16 protein-coding genes are annotated in these 20,637 nt (G+C 69.5%); 7 read left to right on the forward strand and 9 right to left on the reverse strand.

The window, feature by feature from the left end; all coding sequences use genetic code 11:
- Positions 1 to 77: 77 nt before the first annotated feature.
- The 4 genes from ACXN5W_RS23400 to xylA all read right to left on the reverse strand — a co-directional run bounded on the left by ACXN5W_RS23400 (position 78) and on the right by xylA (position 5,892).
- On the reverse strand, positions 78 to 1,334 hold the full coding sequence (locus ACXN5W_RS23400; RefSeq protein ID WP_473160499.1) for a type II toxin-antitoxin system HipA family toxin: 1,257 nt from the start codon (positions 1,332 to 1,334) through the stop codon (positions 78 to 80).
- A complete protein-coding gene (locus ACXN5W_RS23405) occupies positions 1,321 to 3,033 on the reverse strand; it encodes a DUF262 domain-containing protein (RefSeq protein ID WP_473160515.1) in 1,713 nt (570 codons plus the stop codon). Before ACXN5W_RS23405 ends, ACXN5W_RS23400 begins: the two co-directional genes overlap by 14 nt.
- A 129-nt stretch (positions 3,034 to 3,162) precedes the next feature.
- Positions 3,163 to 4,611: a xylulokinase gene (locus ACXN5W_RS23410; RefSeq protein WP_473160500.1), complete on the reverse strand. Its 1,449-nt coding sequence runs from the start codon at positions 4,609 to 4,611 to the stop codon at positions 3,163 to 3,165.
- 105 nt (positions 4,612 to 4,716) lie between these two features.
- Positions 4,717 to 5,892, reverse strand: a complete 1,176-nt coding sequence (xylA, locus tag ACXN5W_RS23415) for a xylose isomerase (RefSeq protein ID WP_473160501.1) — start codon at positions 5,890 to 5,892, stop codon at positions 4,717 to 4,719.
- A 274-nt stretch (positions 5,893 to 6,166) separates the two neighbouring features.
- Here xylA and ACXN5W_RS23420 point away from each other — a divergent pair, with 274 nt between their 5' ends.
- A complete protein-coding gene (locus ACXN5W_RS23420; protein WP_473160516.1) occupies positions 6,167 to 7,333 on the forward strand; it encodes an ROK family protein in 1,167 nt (388 codons plus the stop codon).
- A 66-nt stretch (positions 7,334 to 7,399) separates the two neighbouring features.
- Here the strand turns inward: ACXN5W_RS23420 and ACXN5W_RS23425 are convergent, their stop codons facing one another.
- Positions 7,400 to 7,927, reverse strand: a complete 528-nt coding sequence (locus ACXN5W_RS23425) for a MarR family winged helix-turn-helix transcriptional regulator (protein WP_473160502.1) — start codon at positions 7,925 to 7,927, stop codon at positions 7,400 to 7,402.
- A 55-nt stretch (positions 7,928 to 7,982) separates the two neighbouring features.
- Here ACXN5W_RS23425 and ACXN5W_RS23430 point away from each other — a divergent pair, with 55 nt between their 5' ends.
- Complete coding sequence (locus ACXN5W_RS23430) at positions 7,983 to 9,131, forward strand: PP2C family protein-serine/threonine phosphatase (RefSeq protein WP_473160517.1); 1,149 nt, start codon at positions 7,983 to 7,985, stop codon at positions 9,129 to 9,131.
- An 18-nt stretch (positions 9,132 to 9,149) separates the two neighbouring features.
- Here the strand turns inward: ACXN5W_RS23430 and ACXN5W_RS23435 are convergent, their stop codons facing one another.
- From ACXN5W_RS23435 to ACXN5W_RS23450, 4 genes are all read right to left on the reverse strand, one after another.
- A complete protein-coding gene (locus ACXN5W_RS23435; protein ID WP_473160503.1) occupies positions 9,150 to 10,634 on the reverse strand; it encodes a sugar transferase in 1,485 nt (494 codons plus the stop codon).
- A 622-nt stretch (positions 10,635 to 11,256) separates the two neighbouring features.
- A complete protein-coding gene (locus tag ACXN5W_RS23440) occupies positions 11,257 to 12,951 on the reverse strand; it encodes a VWA domain-containing protein (RefSeq protein ID WP_473160518.1) in 1,695 nt (564 codons plus the stop codon).
- 252 nt (positions 12,952 to 13,203) lie between these two features.
- Positions 13,204 to 14,235: a lactonase family protein gene (locus ACXN5W_RS23445; protein ID WP_473160504.1), complete on the reverse strand. Its 1,032-nt coding sequence runs from the start codon at positions 14,233 to 14,235 to the stop codon at positions 13,204 to 13,206.
- A 74-nt stretch (positions 14,236 to 14,309) separates the two neighbouring features.
- Positions 14,310 to 14,912 carry a GTP-binding protein gene (locus ACXN5W_RS23450; protein ID WP_473160505.1) on the reverse strand — a complete coding sequence of 201 codons (603 nt, stop codon included), beginning with the start codon at positions 14,910 to 14,912 and terminating at the stop codon, positions 14,310 to 14,312.
- Between the two features lie 234 nt (positions 14,913 to 15,146).
- On the opposite strand from ACXN5W_RS23450, the gene ACXN5W_RS23455 reads away from it, so the two are divergent.
- The 5 genes from ACXN5W_RS23455 (at position 15,147) to ACXN5W_RS23475 (ending at position 20,506) form a co-directional block, all read left to right on the forward strand.
- Entirely contained in the window at positions 15,147 to 15,734 is a 588-nt protein-coding gene (locus ACXN5W_RS23455) for a hypothetical protein (protein ID WP_473160506.1), read from the forward strand.
- Between the two features lie 13 nt (positions 15,735 to 15,747).
- Entirely contained in the window at positions 15,748 to 17,325 is a 1,578-nt protein-coding gene (locus tag ACXN5W_RS23460; RefSeq protein ID WP_473160507.1) for a hypothetical protein, read from the forward strand.
- A gap of 236 nt (positions 17,326 to 17,561) precedes the next feature.
- The gene (locus ACXN5W_RS23465; protein ID WP_473160508.1) at positions 17,562 to 19,241 is read left to right on the forward strand and encodes a sodium:solute symporter family protein; all 1,680 of its coding nucleotides are present in this window, start codon (positions 17,562 to 17,564) and stop codon (positions 19,239 to 19,241) included.
- A gap of 13 nt (positions 19,242 to 19,254) precedes the next feature.
- Positions 19,255 to 19,701, forward strand: a complete 447-nt coding sequence (locus tag ACXN5W_RS23470) for a hypothetical protein (RefSeq protein WP_473160509.1) — start codon at positions 19,255 to 19,257, stop codon at positions 19,699 to 19,701.
- A 445-nt stretch (positions 19,702 to 20,146) separates the two neighbouring features.
- A complete protein-coding gene (locus ACXN5W_RS23475; RefSeq protein ID WP_473160510.1) occupies positions 20,147 to 20,506 on the forward strand; it encodes a hypothetical protein in 360 nt (119 codons plus the stop codon).
- The last annotated feature ends 131 nt before the right edge of the window (positions 20,507 to 20,637 follow it).

The raw sequence follows: 20,637 nt of genomic DNA on the forward strand, positions 1-20,637 counted from the left end.
GGCACAGGTTAACGAAGCCTGGGGGGGTGAGTAGGGTTTGGCTCATCAACACGCGAAGTGCCCGTCATTATAGGTCCTTAATTCTTCCTAAGAAGCATCGCCGCGCGGGTCTGGATCCATTGATCAACGCCCTTGGCAAGCCCAACGCTCGACAAGCTGTCCGCGTATCCTGGCCAAACGTTAATTACCTTTTCCACCACCTGCTCCGCGATTAACTCCAGTGACGCATCGACCTCGCCAAGGCGGGAACTCAGCCGGGCTTCGAGCCGCGCGAAGGAACTCAAGGTGATCGAATCAAATTTGGTCGTACCGCCGAACTTGAGTCCGAGATCCTCCGGACCATCGCCCGACCTTCGGTAGACTTGAGTCGCAACCAGATCATATGCTGGGGATAACGTCGGGATCCGCCTGTCCCGGTATATAAGAGACCAGTTCTTCATGTGCGCATCGCCATTCCCGATCAACACCAGAAAGGCCAGTCTACGCGCGAACTCTTGCAGGGCGCTCGTATCCCCGGAGCGATAGCAGAGCGCCGCAACAGTCTCCATAGAACCTTGGTACTTACGCTCGGGATAAACATCTCGCACCTGAGCGAAGTCCTCGATATGCACCAGTCCCGACTCGCCTTCACAGCGATCGAAACGCCGAATAGCGAAAGCCCACTCTTCGTCGTTGGGCCACATACGATCCGGCAGACCTTCTAACTCATCTCGGTTCACTAGCCGGATTTCAGGGACATCGATTCCCGCCGCGTTCGCCATCGCCATCATCACATATTCGTTAGTGGGTACGTTGGCGAACCGATAATCGGGAAACTTAACTAACCAATCTCCTCGCTCGTACACTGCCGGCACCGTGAGACGGTCAGCCCTGGCGATCATTGAGAATTTTAGAGCAACGCCAGCGAGGGAGAACCTCCATATGCTTGTCGGTATAGCTATCCGTGGAGCAACACGGCCCGCCTCCCCAGACCAGTCGTCCTCCACGTCAACGTCACTATCCGGAGCTTCGAGAACTTGTACAGCACCTGGGAGATCGTGACCGACTTGAGCAAGTAGCTCCATCTCCCTATCGAGCGAGACACCTCTCTCGCTGGCTATCCACTCCCTCAAAGGACCCTCAGGCAGTAAGTTCGAGAACCAAGGCGGCAAGCGCAAGGCAGAAGCATACGGCTTTCTAAGCCGTTCCTCGAAACGTAACCCAAGCACAGGGCGATTCGCATCTTCGAGGTACTCCTGATTCAATAGGAAACGCACGTAGTCCCCACGCTGCACCAACGTGCCGATACGCTGTCCATGCAGCAGGACTGCATAGAATTTGTCATGCAGCGGCATTGGGATTATCTTCTAGCTCATCGAGGTCGTCGAATTCGAGGACATCCAGTGATGGAGTATCCTCGTAGTCCCACTCAGCCATCCGCTGAAGGAATCCTGATAGCCGTCGAGTAACGACGTCCTGTCTACGACGCAGGAAGATTTCCCTGTCTCCCTTCTCGTAGTCCTGTAGCATATCCCGATTCAAGCAATACGAGTTAAGAACCGAATCCCAAGCGGAATCGTTCACTCCTAGCGGCTGGCGGGTTAACAAGCTCACCATCTCATCGACAGGGTCGACTGACGTAGGAACGAATAGGCGATTAGCCGACAAGAGCTGCTCGCGCGGCGCAAGGCCTCTCGGATAGATTCTTCTGACAGCTGGCGCTGCGGTTGTTTGGTCGGCAAGCAAATCACTTAGATCCCGAAGCTCGTACGGCTCAGCCGTATACGGAGATCGAGGCCGAAGGGACCACCATGAGCAAAGAATAATCTTGGCACCCGCTTCGTTCGCCTTAAAGCGCTCCGGGTTTGGCATGGAGGGCCTCGCCTCGTCCATCGCTCCGATAAGACCATGGATCGAAGCCCTTTCATCGCCGGGCCTGATACGGGCAGATAAGGCGCGGCTAATCTGGGTAAAACTTCCCTTGAATACAGCAGGTCCAGAGACCGCAACTCGCCAATATAGGCGACGCAATAATTGGATATTCCTCTCACGAGGTTCGGGGAAGTGAGCGAAGAACCTTGCTAAAACGACCAGCAAAGACCGATAAGCTAACAGCGAAAGGTGCGGCACCCCAGCGTAGTCCTGGAGGAACCCAATTGCCCGCACCAAGGCTCGCTCGCCCTCCGCGTAGGCCGTATCTCGATCTTCACCTGGAAATTCCGATCCAAAACGACGGCGCGCGTCGTCGAACTCATTCCGAATCTCACGGGTCGGATCAGGGCCGCGTCGGGCGAGGATTGCAGCCAAGATCGTATCATCATCGATGACGCCGAATCCCGTTCGCGCTGCAATGCGCTCTCCGATCCGACCAATCGAGAGTCGATCCCGGGCACCTTCTTCTGGCCCCGCGAATAGGGCAGAGAATATCTCTGCCCGACTTAGTCGTTTGCCATAATTGTTCATCCGATCGAAGATGTCGGTTAAGATTTCTTCATCGTCTTGCTTGACCAGGTAAGCCGGAACCTTGAATTGGCGCAAGAGCTTGGCAATCCGACGCGCCTCTGGAAAGTATTCCGACACGCCCTGACCAGGCCCCGCAAACCAGTCCAACAACTTATCCAGATCGAATAGAACGGGCAAGGGGATATAGCGCGGATCTTGAATAGCCGGAGGGGGTATAAATTCCCGGTCAATTAGGTCATAGCTGATGTTGAAGGGCGTGTGTCGATTACCCTCCGGATGCAAAGCATTCGCTAAGCTTGTAATCCGCTGCTGACCGTCCACGACCCACAGGGTATTATCTGATGCTGGAGCAGCTATTTCGAGCGCCCCGAGAGTTATCCGCTGGCCCGGCGATCGCCTAACCCAAAGCAGAAGACTCCCTACGGGATATCCACGAACGATGCTATCGAATAGCCGAATTACATCCCGCTGGCCCCATCGAAAGTCACGCTGGAAGTGCGGAACGCGAATTCCTCCGTTCCACGCCTCGGTGATCAGGTCCTCTAGATCGTATGTAGCCGCGCTCGGTTGCGTGTCTAGCCCTGCATTCATCTGCCCCTCCACGCGCACGGCCGTCTGACGTGTCAGCCGAACTTCTGCTTGACGGTAACCGTTACGGCTTGCTTGTGGAAGTCTATTGGCTGGTGTGGCGATTGTCGGAGCCACGCGTGCCCGGGTGGATCAGTCCGGCAACCGGTCGAGGGTCAGCTCGCGAGCCTGCGCGTACCGTTCCCGGATCGCCGGTACCGGATCGGCGCCGTACTCCTGCGGGGTGGCGATCGACCACGACGGCGGTTCCGCGCCGCCGAGCGCGACCCACGCGGCCTGCCGGGCCGCGCCGTCGGCGACGTACTCGCCGGGCGGGGGTACGGCGATCGGGCAGCCGAACACCTGGGGCGCGATCCGGCGTACCGCCTCGGAGCGGGCTCCCCCGCCGACCAGCAGCACCCGGTCGGCGCGGGCGCCCTGGCCGACGAGGGCGTCGAGCCCGTCGGCGAGGGCGCAGAGCATGCCCTCGACGGCCGCCCGGGCGAGGTGTTCCGGGGTGGTGGTGCGGGTGGTCAGGCCGTGCAGCGCGGCCGTCGCCGCCGGCCGGTCCGGGGTCCGTTCCCCGCCCAGGTACGGCACCAGCACCAGGCCGTCCGCGCCGGCCGGCGCGCGCAGCGCGAGGTCGGACAACTCGTCGAGGCTGACCCGGAGCATCGTCGCGGCGGCGTCGAGCACCCCGGCGGCGTTGAGGGTGCAGACCAGCGGCAGGAACCGCCCGGTCGCGTCCGCGAACCCGGCGACCGCGCCGCTCGGGTCGGCGGCTGGCACCTCGGCCACGCTGGAGACCACCCCGGAGGTACCGATCGAGATGATCACGTCACCCGGCCCGGCCGCCACCCCGAGTGCCGCGCCCGCGTTGTCGCCGGTGCCGGGCCCGAGCGGGGCTCCGGACGGCAGTCGGCCGGCGACCTCGGCGGGACCGAGCACCGCAGGCAGGGCGGGCGTCCGGCCGAAGGCGTGTTCGAGCAGGTCCGGCCGGTAGTCGCCGGTGGCCGGTGACCAGTAGCCCGTACCGCTGGCGTCGCCGCGGTCGGTCCGCAGCGCCGCGAGGTCGAGCCGGCCCGACCCGCCACCGACGCCCCGGACGCGACCCTGGCCGAGCCGCCAGGTGAGCCAGTCGTGCGGCAGGCAGACCGCCGCGACCCGCTCGGCCGCCGCCGGCTCGTGCCGGGCCAGCCAGCGCAGCTTGGTGATGGTGAAGCTGGCCACCGGCACGCTGCCCACCGCGTCGGCCCAGTACCGCCGGCCGGTCTCGCCGCCGCCGAACTCGGTCACCAGCTCGGTGGCGGCACCGGCGGACCGGGTGTCGTTCCAGAGCAGAGCCGGTCGCACCACCGCGCCGTCCTCGTCGAGGCAGACCATTCCGTGCTGCTGGCCGGCCACCGCCGCCCCGGCGACATCGTCGAGACCGCCGGCGGCGTCGACCGCCTCGGCCAGGGCCGACTCCCAGGCCGAGGGATCCACCTCGGTGCCCTCGGGGTGGCTCGCCCGGCCCTGCCGGACCAGCTCACCGGTCTCGGCGTCCCGAATCACGACCTTGCACGACTGGGTCGACGAGTCGACCCCGGCCACCAACGGCATCCGTCGGTCCTTTCCATGATCCGGACGATCCCGCACCTGCCGGGTCACCGGCGGCGCTCGGGCCGCCTGCTCGCCAGCGGGTGCGGGATCGTCGAGGACAGCGGGTCAGCGGGCGCCGAGCAGGTGCTCGACGGCGAGCTGGTTGAGCCGGACGAAGCCGAAGCCCCGGCTGGCCAGCGTCTCGGCGTCGGCCTCGGGCGCGGCCAGCAGGTCGCCGTACGTCTCGCCCTGGTCCAGGGTGGGCTGGCTCAGCTCGGCCACCTTGCTCGCGGCCAACGCCTCCTGGACCTCCGGGTCCGCGCGGAACGCGGCGGCCCGCTCCTTGAGCAGGAGGTACGTCCGCATGTTCGCCTCGGCCGACGCCCACACCCCGGCGATGTCCTCGGTCCGGGACGGCTTGTAGTCGAAGTGCCGGGGACCGTCGTAGCTCGGCCCGCCGTCCGGTCCGCCGTTCTCCAGCAGATCGACGAGCGCGAAGGCGTTGATCAGGTCGCCGTGCCCGAAGACGAGGTCCTGGTCGTACTTGATGCTGCGCTGACCGTTGAGGTCGATGTGGAACAGCTTGCCGTGCCAGAGCGCCTGGGCGATGCCGTGCGCGAAGTTGAGCCCGGCCATCTGCTCGTGCCCGACCTCCGGGTTGAGCCCGACCAGCTCCGGGTGGGCGAGGCTGCCGATGAAGGCCAGCGCGTGCCCGACGGTGGGCAGCAGGATGTCACCGCGCGGCTCGTTGGGCTTGGGCTCCAGGGCGAACCGCAGCTGGTAGCCCTGGTCGAGGACGTACTGGGTGAGCACGTCGACGGCCTCGCGGTAGCGGTCCAGCGCGGCCCGCACGTCCTTGGCCAGGTCGTACTCGGCGCCCTCCCGGCCGCCCCACATGACGAACGTCCGCGCGCCCAACTCGGCGGCGAGGTCCAGGTTGCGCAGCGCCTTGCGCAGGGCGAACCGCCGGACCTCCCGGTCGTTGCTGGTGAACGCGCCGTCCTTGAAGACGGGGTGGGTGAACAGGTTGGTGGTCACCATCGGCACCACCAGGCCGGTCGCCTCCAGGGCCGAGCGGAACCGGGCGACGGTCTTGTCCCGGGTCGCGGCGTCTGAGCCGAACGGGATGAGGTCGTCATCGTGCAGCGTGACGCCGTACGCCCCCAGCTTGGCGAGCTGGTGCACCGTCTCCACCGGGTCCAGGTCCGGCCGGGTCGCGTCGCCGAACGGGTCGCGCGCCGGCCAACCCACGGTCCAGAGGCCGAACGAGAACCGGTCGGCGGGGCTGGGTGACGGTGCCATCGAATGCCTCCAGCGCTGTGACAATTTGTTTACCGGCTGAATTATTTGGGCCTCGTTATGGCATTGTCAAGAGGTGCCCCCGGTCCCCCCGCCCCCGGCCGCCGCCGACGGCCGCCCGCCCACCCGGACGAACGCGCCGACGAGCAACCCGGCCAGCGCCGCGACGAGCAACCCGGCGAGCAACCCGGCCAACGGTGCGACGAGCAGCCCGGCCAGCGCCGCGACGAGCAACCCGACCAACGGTGCGACGGACGTACCGATCCGGCAGGCCGGGCTGCGGGTCCACAACCTCGCCCTGGTCCTCGGCCGGATCGCCGGCGCGGCCCGACCGCCGTCCCGGGCCGAGCTGGCGACCGCCACCGGGCTCACCCGGGCGACCGTCTCGGCGCTGGCCGACGAGCTGTTGCGGGGACGACTGGTGGCCGAGGTCGATCCGGCGCCCCGCGCCAGAGCCGGTCGGCCGGCCGCGGGGCTGGTACTGGCCGGCCACGGCGCCGCCGGGCTCGGCCTGGAGGTCAACGTCGACTACCTCGCGGCCTGCGTCGTGGACCTCACCGGCCAGGTACGGCACCGCGCGGTACACCGGATCGACCTGCGCCCGCTGGACCCGCGTACCGCCCTCGATCGGCTGGCCGAGCTGGCCACGGCCGCGCGGCGGGCCGCCGAGGACGCCGGGCTGCGCCTGGCCGGCGCGACGCTGGCGGTACCCGGCCTGGTCGACCCCGCCGGGGTGGTCCGGCGGGCGCCCAACCTGGGCTGGGCCGACGTTGACGTACCGGCGCTGCTGGCCGGCCGGATCGCGGACCTGACCGTGGGCAACGAGGCCAACCTGGCGGCCCTCGGCGAACTGCACGCCCCCGGCGCGCCCGCCAGCTTCCTGTACGTCTCCGGCGAGATCGGCGTCGGCGCCGGGATCGTGCTGGGCGGCGCCCTCTACCGGGGAGCCCGGGGCTTCGGTGGGGAACTCGGGCACGTACCGGTGGATCCGACCGGCCCGCCCTGCCGGTGCGGTGCCCGGGGCTGTCTGGAGCAGTACGCCGGGCAGGAGGCGATCCTGGCGGCGGCCGGGCTCGGCGGCGGCGGCCCGGGGCCGGACGCGCCGCTGAGCCGGGTCGCCGAGCTGGCCCGGGCCGGCGCCCCGGCGGCGTTGGCCGCGCTCGACCGGGCGGCCCACACCCTCGGCATGGTGGTGGCCGGCGCCGTGAACATGCTGGACCTGGACACCGTGCTGCTCGGCGGAGGGTACGCCGAACTGGCACCCTGGCTGCTGGATCCGCTCCGGGCCGAGCTGTCCACGCGGGTGGTCACCACCGGCTGGGCGCCGGTCGTGGTACGCCCGGCGCTGCTGGGCCCGGACGCGGCCGTCCTCGGCGCTGCCGGTTCGGTGACCCGCGAGGTGCTGGCCCAGCCGGCACGCTGGCTGGCCCGAACCGGGCGCTAGAAACCGACACGGCCGTTAAAAGGGGGCCCCTGCTATACGAAAAGCGATAACAGGGTGCCCTTCCTCTCAGGCGGCCGGCGGGGCTGGGGTCTGGGCGACCGGCGGGGTAGCGTTCTGGGCCACCGCGTCGAACTCGCTGAGGCCGCGTACCAGGGCCTGACGCCCGGACTGGCTCATCCCGCCGAGCACCTGGCTCAACCGGGCCCGGCGTTCGGTGCGCAGCGCGTCGAGCAGGGCCACCCCGGCCGGGCTGAGGTGCAGGGATATCTCCCGGCGATCGATACGCCCTGGTTCGCGGTCGAGCAGGCCGGCCGCGACCAGCCGGTCGACCAGCCGGCTCGCCGAGGAGAGCAGCATGTCGAGGTGCCGGGCCAGGCCACGGAGGTTGATTCCGTCGCTGCCCTGCACCACGATCAGGGCGCGCAGCTGGGAACTGGACAGCTGGCCGGCGGCGCTCTCCCGGGCGGCGTCCCAGATGGCCAGCAGTGCGGCCGTGGCGCCATCCACCGTGGCGGCCACGGCCGTCACGGGGTCCGCAGCGCCGCCGTCGGCCGGCCCGGTGTCAGCGCCGTCGAGTCTGCCCTGTTCAATCATGGTGATCCGACATTACCCCGCTCACCTGCGGCTTCGCACCAACGAGAGGACGCCGATGGCCGACCGGATGACCATGATCCGGCGGTGCCTGATCGAGGCGCCGGCCGACCAACTCGTCGAGCGTCTCGCCGAGCCGCTGGCGGCGGCGTACGGCTGTTCCGCCGTCCGGCTGTTCCAGGTCGACTACCGGCTGGCCAGCCTGCTTCCGTTGGACGGCGGCGCCGCGCGGTCCCACCCGGGCGACCCCGCCTGGCGGTGTTTCGACCACCAGCAGCCGGTCGAGGAGGACGACGTCGGGTACTTCCCGGTGACCATGCGCGGTGAACGCACCGGTGTGCTGGCCGTCACCGGCGCCCGGCCGGGCGCCGAGATCCGGGTGGAGCTGGCCGAGGTCGCCACCCTGCTCGCGCACGAACTGGCCGCCGTACGGGCCGGCACCGACCGGTACGCCCTGGCCGCCCGCAGCCGCCGGCTCACGCTGGCGGCCGAGATGCAGTGGGAACTGCTTCCGGGCCGCAGCCGCGAACGCGCCTCGTTCGGGCTGGCCGGCCAACTGGAACCGGCGTACGCCGTACGGGGGGACAGCTTCGACTGGTCGGACGACGGTCACCGGGTCTGGCTGGCGGTGATCAACGGCATGGGTGACGGGGTCACCGCGGCGAGCCTCACCGCGCTCGCCACCAACGCGCTCCGGAACGCGCGTCGGGCCGGCCTCCCGCTCGCCGACCAGGCCGCCCTGGCCGATCAGGCGGTGTGGGCGTACCACCAGGGGGCGCAGTACCTGGGCACCCTGCTCCTGGAGGTGGAGCTGGACACCGGCGTAGTGACCGCCGTCGACGCGGGATCGCCCCGGCTGCTGCGGCTGCGGGCCGGTGAGGTGACCCACGAGGCCCTGGACGAGCAGTTCCCACTGGGCATGTTCGAGGGCTCGATCTACCGCCCCCAGAGTTTCCAGTTGTCCGCCGGTGACCGGTTGTACGTGGTCAGCGACGGCGTACACGACGCGGCGGCCGAGGCGGGCCGCTACGGCGGCGCCGCCCTCGACCGGTTCGTCCGCCGGTCCGGGCCGCTGGCGCCGTTGCAGGCGGTCCGCTCGCTGCTGGCCGACCTGCGGGCGTTCGTCGGCAGCGATCTGGTCGACGACGCCGTGGTGGTCTGTCTCGACTGGCGCGGCCGGCGCGAGGAACCGCCGGCCGGTCGGTAGACCTCCCGGGCGGCCGGGTCAGTAGGCGCCGCGGCTGCCGACCACGGCGCCCAGCGTCTTCCACAGGATGGTCAGGTCGCTGGCCAGCGACCAGTTCTCCACGTAGTAGAGGTCGAGCCGGATGCCGTCCTCCCAGGGCAGGTCGGACCGACCGCTGACCTGCCACAGACCGGTCATCCCGGGCTTGACCAGCAGGCGCCGGGCCACGTCGCCGTCGTAGCGGGCCACCTCGGACGGCAGCGGCGGGCGTGGACCGACCATGCTCATCTGGCCGAGCAGCACGTTGGCGAACTGCGGCAGTTCGTCGAGCGACCAGCGGCGCAGCAGGCGGCCCACCCGGGTCACCCGGGGATCGTCGCGCATCTTGAACAGCAGACCGTCGGTCTCGTTCCGGGCCATCAACTCGGCCAGCATGGCGTCGGCGTTGATCACCATGGTCCGGAACTTGAAGACCCCGAACTCCCGGCCACCCATTCCGACCCGGGTCTGCCGGAAGATCACCGGACCACGACTGTCGATCTTGATGGCCAACGCGATCAGTACGAGCACCGGCAGCATCACCGCCAGGGCGATCAGCGAGAGCGTCCGGTCCACCAGCTCCTTGACGAGCTTCCGGACACCCCGGAACTCCGGCGCCTCGACGTGGATCAGCGGCAGCCCGGCCACCGGCGTGGTGTGGATCCGTGGCCCCGCCACGTCGGTGAGGGTCGGCGCCACCACCAGGTCGATCCCGGTCCCCTCAAGCTGCCAGCCGAGCCGCCGCAACCGGGTCGCGGTCAGCTCCTTGGACGCGGTGACCGCGACCGTGTCGGCGGAGACGCCCTGAGCGGACTCCATGATGGACCGGAACGAGCCGATCACCGGCACGTCGCCGAGGCGTTGCGGCACGGGGGCGAGCAGCGCGTCGGGGATGCACGCGCCGACCACCTCGTAACCGGCGTACGGCTCCCGGCGCAGCGTGCCGACCAGCTCCAGGATGTGCGCGGCGTCACCGACCACGAGCACCCGGCGGGACCAGCCCACGCCACGCACCCGGGCCCGGTGCAGCACCTTGCGGGCGCAGAACCGGCCGATCACCAGCCCCACGGTGCCGGTCACGAAGGCGATCCCGAGAAAACCCCGGGAGACCCCCACGTCCGCGATGTAGCCGATGATCGCGAGGGCGCCGGCCAGCCGCAGGCTGCCCGACATGACCCGGCGGTACTCGTCGGCGCCGTAGCCGACCACCCGGGCGTCGTAGCAGCGCAGCAACCGCAGCGAGGCGAGCCAGACCCCGACCAGGATCGGCGCGATGAGCGCGTACGGGATGTCCGAGCCGCGCGGCTGCTCACCCCGGAACCGGGCGACGTAGCCGCTCAGCACCGCCAGCGTGATGATCGCCGTGTCGACGAGCACGACCGCGCGTAGGTAGGAACGTTTGCGTACCTGTGGGCCGTCGCTCGCCGGCCCGGTTCCGGCAGCCGGCCGCGTAGCGACGGGATTCAGCACGGTCGCCGAGGTCAACGACGCCTCCCCTGTTCCCTGCGGGGTATGTTGTCCAGGCGCGGCAGCCCTGCCCTCGAGTCCCGCACCCTCAGGACAGTTTGACCGATCAACATCACGAGGAAAGACCTCCGACGGATTAATGTCACCGTCTTTTCATCGGTGCCGCCAACCCTTCCGCTGTGACTGCTAGTTAGGGTAACGTCGCTCGCCGTCATTATGAACGGACACATCGGCCGGTCGGTCCGAATCGACGGACCACCAGTGCGATTCGCCGATCGTCGGCCCGATCAGCCGGCCCGCGGGCTGCGATTCACCGATTGACGGTCGTCAGCCACCAGCCGGGTCGTACCGGCCGTCCACCAGCACAACCGGCCGTCCACCAGCACAACCGGCCGTCCACCAGCACGACCGGTCGTCCACCAGCACAGCCCGTCGCCAACCGGCCGGGTTGGTTGGCGGTCCGTGGTCGTCAACCGGCCGACGAACCCGGCCGTGGACCGGCGAACCGGCCAACGGACGTTCCCGCCCGTCGACCGGTGCCCGGACCCACCGGTCGGCCCGCGCCCGAACCACCGTTGGCCGGTGGTCGTACCTACCGGTTGGCCGGTGCCCGGACCCACCGGTTGGCCGGTGGTCGTACCTACCGGTTGGCCGGCGCCCGCAGTGCGATCGCCTTGAGGAAGATGTCCCCGATCTTCGAGGGATCCTCGGTCACGAAGACGCCGCCACCGGTGACCTTGACGATCGACTTCAACTCGTTCTGGTTGACGTCCGTACCGATGCCGAGGATGACCACCTGGATCGGCCGGTCGGGATCGTTGAGCCGCTTCAACTCCGAGAGCAGCCGCTGCTGGCTGATCCCACCCGGGTTCTCGTCCTTGCCGTCGGTGAACAGCACGATCGAGTTCACCCGGCCGGGCTGCCAGCCGGACTGCACGGTCTTGTACGCCGCGAGGGTCGTGTCGTACAGACCGGTGTTGCCGCTGCTCGGCACGATCGCCGGAAGCGACCGCTGCAGGGCGTCCCGCTGGGAGCTCAGCGGCCCGATCGGGACCAGTTCCCGCCAGGGCCGCTTACCGACCAGGTTGGTGGAGAAGGTCCACAGGCCGACCTCCCAGCTGTCGTCGAAGAGTTCCAGGCCGCGTACGGCGGTCTGCACGGTCACCTGCTCGCGGTTGGCGTTGACCCCCGGAACCTCGTCCTTCATCGAGCCGGAGACGTCGATCACCGCGAGCATCCGGCCAGGTTGGGTGGAGATGGACCAGCTGGACAGCACCCGGTCCACCACGACCGGATCCAGTCCGGCCGCCGCGCTGCCACCCGAGGTCGGCGCCGAGGCCGCCGGGTCGGTACCGGCCGGGCTGGGTGCGCCCTGCGGCGCGGCGAAACCGGGGGTGAAGGTGCCGTCCGCCGAGCGCAGCCCCTGGGCGCCGAGCCGATCCCGGAAACCCTGGGTGCCGAGCACCTTGAACAGCCCCTCGGCCGCCTTGGACTGCGGCGCCTGGGTGCCGGGCATCACCGCGTACGGGTAGTCGAGCGACAGCGGGGCCGGTTCCAGGTAGAGCGCGGCGAGCGCGATCGGCGGCTTCTTGGCGTTGTACGCGATGACGTCCTCTTCGGACAGCGAGGCCGCGGCGAGTGACGAGGCGATGGCCGCCGGCTCGGCCGACCGGGGGAACCGGGCCAGCAGGTCATCGCGCAGCAGCGACCGCCCGGTGGCCAGCGCGCGCATCGCCTTGGTGCTGCTCTTCTGCGCGTCGGCGCTGCCGCTGGCGGCCTGGCCGAGCGAGAGCAGCCCGGACAGCCCGGCGGCGTCCCGGGTCGGCTCCACGATCCCGGTCCGCAGGCCCGCGCCGTTGGTGATCTGGCCGAGCAGGGTGGTCCAGGTCAACTTCTTGTTCGGCCAGCCGACCTTCGCGGCCACCGGCTCGGGCATGGCGACAACCACCGGACTGCGCGCGATCGAGGCCCGGTTGAGCGGCTCGAATCCCGAGGCGACACTCTGCAACCGGAGCAGCCAGGTGGACGAGTCCGGAATCCAGACGTCGGGCGCGACGTCGGTGCCGCTCGCCTGGCCGACGCCCGGCAGGTTCACCCCGTGCTGGCCGGCCACCCCGGCGGCCACGTCGACCGGCTGGGCCGCACTGACCTCCACGGCGACGCAGACGCCCTCGACGGCGGCCCCGTCCGCGGCCCACCGGTTCGAGACGTCCTGCACCGCCGGCGCGATCTCGGGCGTCGCGGCGACCCGGAGTTTGAGCTGTCCGGCGCAGGCCGGCTGGACGAGCCGGCGGTACCCGAGCCACACCCCCGCCACGACGAGGACCAGCGCCATCGCTCCGGCGACGGCGCCCACTCCACTGATACGTCCATGATTGCGATGGCGGCCTGACACGCTGACGATTTTGCGGACCTGCGGAGATACCTGCCACGTACGTTCGGACCAAAGTTACTCAGTAGAAACTGTTCATCCCCACATTTTCACTATGAGTGGTTACGTCATGGCATTCCGCACGGAGATACGCACCTTTTGCGCCGTACGCGAGGTCGATCGGGGCCGGCAGTGGATTACGCCGTTAGAGGAAATTTAAGGAAGAACACAGGTGGGGCTGCCCAGTTCCGCGGCCACGCCGACCTGCTCGGGCGATCCGTCGGCAACCGGCAGTGCCCAGGTGGTCACCCGGTGCGCCCGCTCGTCGGCGACGTACAGCCGGTCCCCCACCAGCGCGAAGTGCCGCGGCCATGATCCACCGGTGGAGATCTCGGTACGGTACCGCGGCGCCGCCCCGGACGGAAGCTCGAAGATCGAAACCGTGCCAACGCCGCGGTTCGAGACGTACAGGTGCCGCCCGTCGTCCGACACCGCGATCTCGGCCGGCTGGACGTGCCCGGTCCGCCGACTCGCGGCGACCCGGTCCCGCAGGTGCAGGCGGCCGGCGTCGTCCCGGTCGAGCGCCGTCACGCTGGCGTCCAGCTCCCCACTCAGGTACCACCGCAGGCCATCCGGGTGGCGGGCCAGATGCCGCGGGCCGGTGCCGGCCGGCGTGTGGGTACGACCTCCCGGGATCAGCCGGCCGGCAGCGCTGTCCAACCCGTACCGGTAGACGGCATCGGTACCCAGGTCGACCACGAACAGCGCGACACCGTCCGGCACCACCATGTGTACGTGGGGCCGATCCTGCCGCTCCGGGTCCGGACCGTGTCCCTCGTGGCTGAGCAGGTCGGTGCGCTCCCCCGGCACCCCGTCGGCGTCCAGCGGGTGGACGGCCACACTGCCGCTGCCGTAGTTGGCCACGAAGAGGTGCCCGCCGTCGGGCGCCACGGCCAGGTGACAGGGGCTGTCACCACCGGTCGACCGGACCGCCAACTCGGTGAGCGCGCCGTGCCGGCCGACCCGCCAGGCGCTGACCGTGCCCTCGGCCAGCTCGTTCACCGCGTACAGCACCGGCCGGGTCGGGTGCCGGGCCAGGAAGGACGGCGACGGGGTGACCGCGACCGTCTCCAACGGTTCGAGCGCGCCGGTGACCGGGTCCGGTCGGGCGGCCACCACGCCGGTACCGCGACCGCCGCTGACCTGCGTGTAGCAGCCGACATGGAAGATGGGGCCGTCGTTGGTCACCGGTGCTCCGTTCCGCCTGGACCGATCACCCGTTGATCCAATCACCCGGGACCGATCCGGCGCATCCGGTCCGGCTACCGGGCCGCCACCAGCTCACCGCGCCGCTGCGCCACGTACTCGACCAGGGCGATGAGCAGATCGCGACCGGACTGCCGGTCCCGGGCGTCGCACCGCAGCACCGGCACCTCGGGCTCCAGGTCGAGCGCCTCACGGACCGCCGGCACACCGAACCGGGGCACGCCGTCGAAGCTGTTGACCCCCACCACGAACGGGATGCCGCGCTCCTCGAAGTAGTCGATCGACGGGAAGCAGTCGGCCAGCCGCCGGGTGTCGGCCAGCACCACGGCGCCCAGCGCGCCGTACGCCAGTTCGTCCCAGAGGAACCAGAACCGGGCCTGGCCGGGCGTGCCGAACAGGTAGACCTGGAGCTGGTCGCTGATGGTGATCCGGCCGAAGTCCATGGCGACCGTGGTCGTGGTCTTGGTCTCCACCCCGGTGAGGTCGTCCGTGTCGGCGCTGAGACTGGTCAGCACCTCCTCGGTGTGCAGCGGCCGGATTTCGCTGACCGCTCCCACCAGGGTGGTCTTGCCGACCCCGAAGCCGCCGGCGATGAGGATCTTCAACGCGACCGGCAGCCGGCGTACGGCGGCGCCGTCCGTCGAGCCCAGCGCGTCCATCGATCACCACCCTCGTGCTGTTCGTGGCACAGGATATGCGAGCACGGACCGCCCAGGCATGCCCGGGTGCATTGTCCGGGTTCGAGAGGAGTACGGACCGGGCCTTTCACCCAGAGATGCTGCGGAGAGGATGCGGCATTGCAAAGTGGTCATGAAGCATACCGGGAAAGTGCCCCGGATCGGGATTGGCGATCACTGCTGAGCGGGAATACCGCTTCCGCAGAAGGAGGAACCATGTCGCCTACCTCGATAGTCGTCCTCGTCATCGTCGTCGTCATCATCGCGGCCGTCATCGCCGCCGTCCTGGTCGCCAACCGCCGCCGTGCCCTGCGCAACCGGTTCGGCCCCGAGTACGACCGGGTGGTCGCCGAGCAGGACAGCCGGTCCGCCGCGGAGCGGGAGCTGCGCGAACGGGAACGCCGGCACGCCGAACTCACCCTGAACCCACTGTCGGACGAGTCCCGGCAGCGCTACGCGAGCGCCTGGGAGGAGATCCAGGCCCGCTTCGTCGACGCGCCGGGCGAGGCGGTCGGTGCCGCCGACGAGCTGGTCACCCGGCTGGTGGCCGAGCGCGGCTACCCCACCGAGAACTACGAGGACCAGCTCGCGCACCTGTCGGTCGAGCACGCCCGCACCCTGACCAACTACCGGGACGCCCACGAGATCAACCTGGCCAACGGCCGGGGTGAGGCCAGCACCGAGCAACTGCGACAGGCCGTGGTCCACTACCGCGCCCTCTTCGCCGACCTGCTCGGTGGGGAACCCGTCGCGCAGACCCGGGACAGCCTCCCGGACACCCCCCAGGACACCCCGAGCCGCTGAGGAGGCCACCGCCATGCGCCACCAGGACCAGATCAACGACGAGCACCCCGACGTGGTGAAGTCCAACCCGGTTCCCGTACCCCCGCCGGACCGGGCGGACGACGGACCGGACCGGGCCGACGACACCCTGACCGACGACACTCTGACTGACGACACCCCGACTGACGACACCCCGGCCGACGACACCCTGGCGGACGACGCGGGGCGGACGGACAACGAGCCGGCTGACCGGACGGACGCCGACGCGGCCGACGACGGACTGGACGACGCGGCCGACGACGGACTGGACGACGGCGGTTCCTTCGACGATCCCGTGCTGGTCGACGACGAGCGACAGCCGGATGCTGAAACGGCCGGGTACGCGGAGGCCGGGTACCCGGACCGGGACGGGCTGCCCGACACCCGCGCCCAGGGGGCGGCGCTGGACGACCAGCTCACCGACGCGCGCGACAGCGACCTGCTCGACGACGAGCCGGTGCCGGGTGACCGGACGACCGGCGACGCATCGCTCGACGGACCCGGCGAGCCGGACGCATCGTCCGACGGACCCGGCGAGCCGGACGCATCGCTCGACGGACCCGGCGACGTCGACGCGCCGTTCGACGGACCCGGTGAGCGGGACGACGAGCGGACCGAGTTCCACGACCCGGCCCCGCAGCCGACCGCGTTCGGTGCCGCTACGCCCGGCGGTGCCGTCGCCGCCTCCGCCCTGGCCGGCGAGGAGCGGGCCACCGAGCACGACGTCGACGAGGTCGACGCGGACCGCAGCCGGGACGGTCTGGTCAACGGCGCCCCGACCCAGCGCACCGACCTGGACAACGACCTCGACAGCGATCTCGATACAGACACCGATCTCGACCACGACGGCGGCGCCACCGAGACCGTTCACGGCCGTACCGCCGAGGACCTTGACCGGGACGGCCCCGTCGACGACCGTGACCTCGACCGCGCCAACGACCGTGACCTCGGCCTCGCCGACGGCCGTGACCTCGGCCCAGCCAACGGCCGTGACCTTGGCCTCGCCGACGACGGTGACCGTGACAGCCTGATTGACGACGGCGACCTCGACCGTGGCGCCGACCTCGACCACGATGGCCTCGCCGACGACCGTGATCTCGACGGTCCCGACGGTCCCGACGGTCCCGACGGTCCCGCCAAGGACGGACACGGGTCGGTGGTGGAGGCGGCCGGGGTCGCCGGTGCCGCCGGTCTGGCCGGTGCCGCCGGCGCGACGGCGGCCGGGACCGGTACCTCGACGACGGCCGGCCCGACCGGTGCCGCGGCCGATGGCGGGATGCTGCCCGGAGCCGTGCCGACTGAGCCGGTGGCCGCCCTGATCGGTTCGGATTCCGCCCAGGAGTTCCGGAGTCGCTGGCGGGACGTGCAGCTCCGGTTCGTCGACGACCCGCGGGCCGCGGTCGGCGAGGCACAGGGCCTGGTCGACGAGGCCATCGAGGCGCTGGCCACGGCGCTGGCCACGCAGAAGGACGAGTTGGGCACCTGGCGACAGGGCGGTTCGGACGACACCGAGCAGCTACGGGTGCTGGTCCGCCGCTACCGCGACTTCCTGGACCGCCTACTCGGCCTCTGACACCCGCCGTCCAACCCAACCCACAGCCCCACCCAACCCATGCGTTGATCAAGGCGTTTGCGTCACCGAAGGCATTGCCTGGTGGCACAAACGCCTTGATCAACGCAAGCAACCCGTACCGATCGGTCCCCGGTGTCCCGAACAGGCGCCCAGGGTGGGGTTTCCGCCCAAAAAATCGCGCGTGAACAGCCGAACACCGGGGTAGTAGCCGGCACGCAACGTCTGTGGATCAATCGATGTGGATTGAAGGTGACGGCGTGGATGGCGGCGGCCTGAGACTCAACATGAACGCGCTGGACTACACCCTTCTCGCGCTCTACTTCGTCACCGTGCTCGGTGTCGGGTTCGCGGCGCGCCGAGCGATCCGTACCAGCGTCGACTTCTTCCTGTCCGGTCGTTCCCTTCCCGCCTGGGTGACCGGTCTCGCCTTCGTCTCGGCCAACCTCGGGGCGCTGGAGATCATCGGTATGGCCGCCAACGGCGCCCAGTACGGCATGATGACCGTCCACTACTACTGGATCGGCGCCGTACCGGCCATGGTGTTCCTGGGCATCGTGATGATGCCCTTCTACTACGGTTCCAAGGTACGCAGCGTTCCGGAGTACCTGCGCCTGCGGTTCAACAAGCCGACGCACCTGCTCAACGCGCTCAGCTTCGCCCTGGCCCAGGTGCTCATCGCCGGCGTGAACCTGTACGCGCTCGCGCTGATCATGCAGGCGCTGCTCGGCTGGCCACTCTGGGTGGCCATCATCATCGGCGCGGCGATCGTGCTGGCGTACATCCTGCTCGGCGGGCTCTCCGGGGCCATCTACAACGAGGTGTTGCAGTTCTTCGTCATCCTCGCCGGACTGATCCCGATCACCGTGATCGGCCTGGTCAAGGTGGGTGGCGTCAACGGCCTGCTGGACGCGGTCCGCGGCAGCAAGCTCGGCGAGGCCGGCCTGCACGCCTGGGCCGACACCGGCAGCACAGACAACCCGCTGGGCGCCCAGTGGTGGGGCATCGTCTTCGGCCTGGGCTTCGTGCTCTCCTTCGGCTACTGGACGACGAACTTCGCCGAGGTGCAGCGGGCGCTGTCGGCCCGGAACATGAGCGCGGCCCGACGTACCCCGATCATCGGGGCGTACCCGAAGCTGCTGATCCCCGCCGTGACGGTCATCCCCGGCCTGATCGCACTGGTCACCGTGAAGGGCCTGGGCGCCGACAAGGGCGCGTTGCAGTACAACAACGCCATCCCGCTGCTGATGCGGGACCTGCTGCCCAACGGCGTGCTGGGCATCGCGGTCACCGGCCTGGTCGCCTCGTTCATGGCCGGCATGGCGGCCAACGTGAGCGGCTTCAACACGGTGGTCAGCTACGACATCTGGCAGGCGTACATCCGCAGGGACCGGTCCGACGACTACTACCTGAAGGTGGGCCGGGTGGCCACCGTGGTGGGCGTGCTGGTCGGCATCGGCACGGCGTTCATCGCGGCCGGGTTCAGCAACATCATGAACTACATCCAGGCGCTGTTCTCGCTGTTCAACGCCCCGCTGTTCGGGACGTTCATCGTCGGCATGTTCTGGAAGCGGATGACCGCCTGGGCGGGCTTCTGGTCGCTGCTGGTCGGCACGCTCGGCGCGCTCGCGACGTACCTCTTCTACAAGGGTGGCGTCGTCCACTTCAACTCGGACCTGGAGGAGAGCTTCTGGGGAGCGGGCATCGCCTTCCTGCTGGTGCTCGTCGTGGCCGCGATCGTCACCCCGATGACCAGCCCGAAGCCCGAGTCCGACCTGCGCGGCCTGGTGTCCGGCCTCGGCGGCGTCGACCTGCACGGCGACACGCTGGTGGGCGACCGGGTCTGGTACCGCAACCCGGTGCTGCTCGGCACGATCGCCGTGGCCCTGGCCATCCTGTTCTACATCCCGGTCTTCTAGGAGGTCCCGCGTCATGGACGACAACACCGACCGCGCTCCCGGAACCGCCTCCGAGGCCGCCGACACCGCGCCCGGCAACTCCGATGCCGCCGACAGCGCGCCCGGCGGCGCCGGTGCCGCCGGCACGGCGCCCGGCGGCTCCGGTGCCGCTGGCGGCTCCGGCGCCTCCGGCGGAGGCACCGGCGAGGACGCGCTGGTCGAGGAGACCGAGCGGGAGCAGCGGCGGTCCGCCGCGGCACGACTGTTCGACATCCGCCGGGTGATCGGCGGGCTGTTCGCGGTGTACGGGCTGATCGTCACCCTGATGGGTGTGTTCGACGGCCGGACGGAACTGGACAAGGCGCAGGGCGTCCGGATCAACCTCTGGGCCGGTCTGGGGATGCTGGCCTTCGGGCTCTTCATGCTCGGCTGGGCATTTCTACGCCCGACCGAAGCCCCCGACCCCCCCAACACCCCCTGACCCCCGAGCACCCGCCCCCGGGCACCCCCGCCCCAAGACAACCCGCCCCGGAGCAGATCTTGGAATCCTGTCACCCCTTGGGGGGTAGCAGGGTTCCAAGATCTGTGATGCGCCCCGATTGACGGCGGCTGGGTGGGGTAGGCGGGTAGGCACGGGGTCAGTAGTGGACCGGGCCAGCAGGCAGCCGGGCCAGCAGGGACCGAGGCCAGCGGGCAGCGGGCCAGCAGGGACCGAGGCCGGCAGGCAGCGGGCCAGCAGGGACCGACGCCAGCAGGCAGCGGGCCAGCAGGGGCCGAGGCCGGCAGGCAGCGGGCCAGCAGGGACCGACGCCAGCAGGCAGCGGGCCAGCAGGGGCCGAGGCCGGCAGGGACCGAGGCCGGCGGGCAGCGGGGGGAGCTGCTGGGCGCGGGGTTCAGGCAACCGCCGATGATGACGGAGGACAACGATGACCGATCGCGAGCGCATCCGGCCGGTGGAGGACGATCCGGCGTTCGCGGATGCCGTCGACGACGACACGACCGTGCCGCAGCTCGCCGAGCGCGGCCAGCCGGACCGGGACACACCCAGGTTCCTCGAACCGGGCGCCGATCCCGGGGACTTCCCGGAGACCGAGGATCTGCTCGGCGACCCGTACGGCGCCGGTTCGAACAATGCCGCCGACTACCGCACCGGGGGCGAGCAGCCCTGGGAGGCCGAGGACCTGGCCGTGGCGGAGGGTCGGGACCCGACCCCGGAGAACGTGGCGCGGGCCCAGCGGGAGCTGGACGAGGAGGGATCGGCCGCGATCGAGCGTACGGTGCCCTGAGTTTCCCGGACATGCGGAAGGGGGGGGGAGGAAAAAAAAAGCCCCCCCCCCCTCCCCCTCCCCCCCCCCCACCCACCCCACCCCACACAAAACACCCCCACCCCATCGAACACAAACAACCGCGCTCCTCT

It is taken from the genome of Plantactinospora sp. A48 (assembly GCF_055793945.1).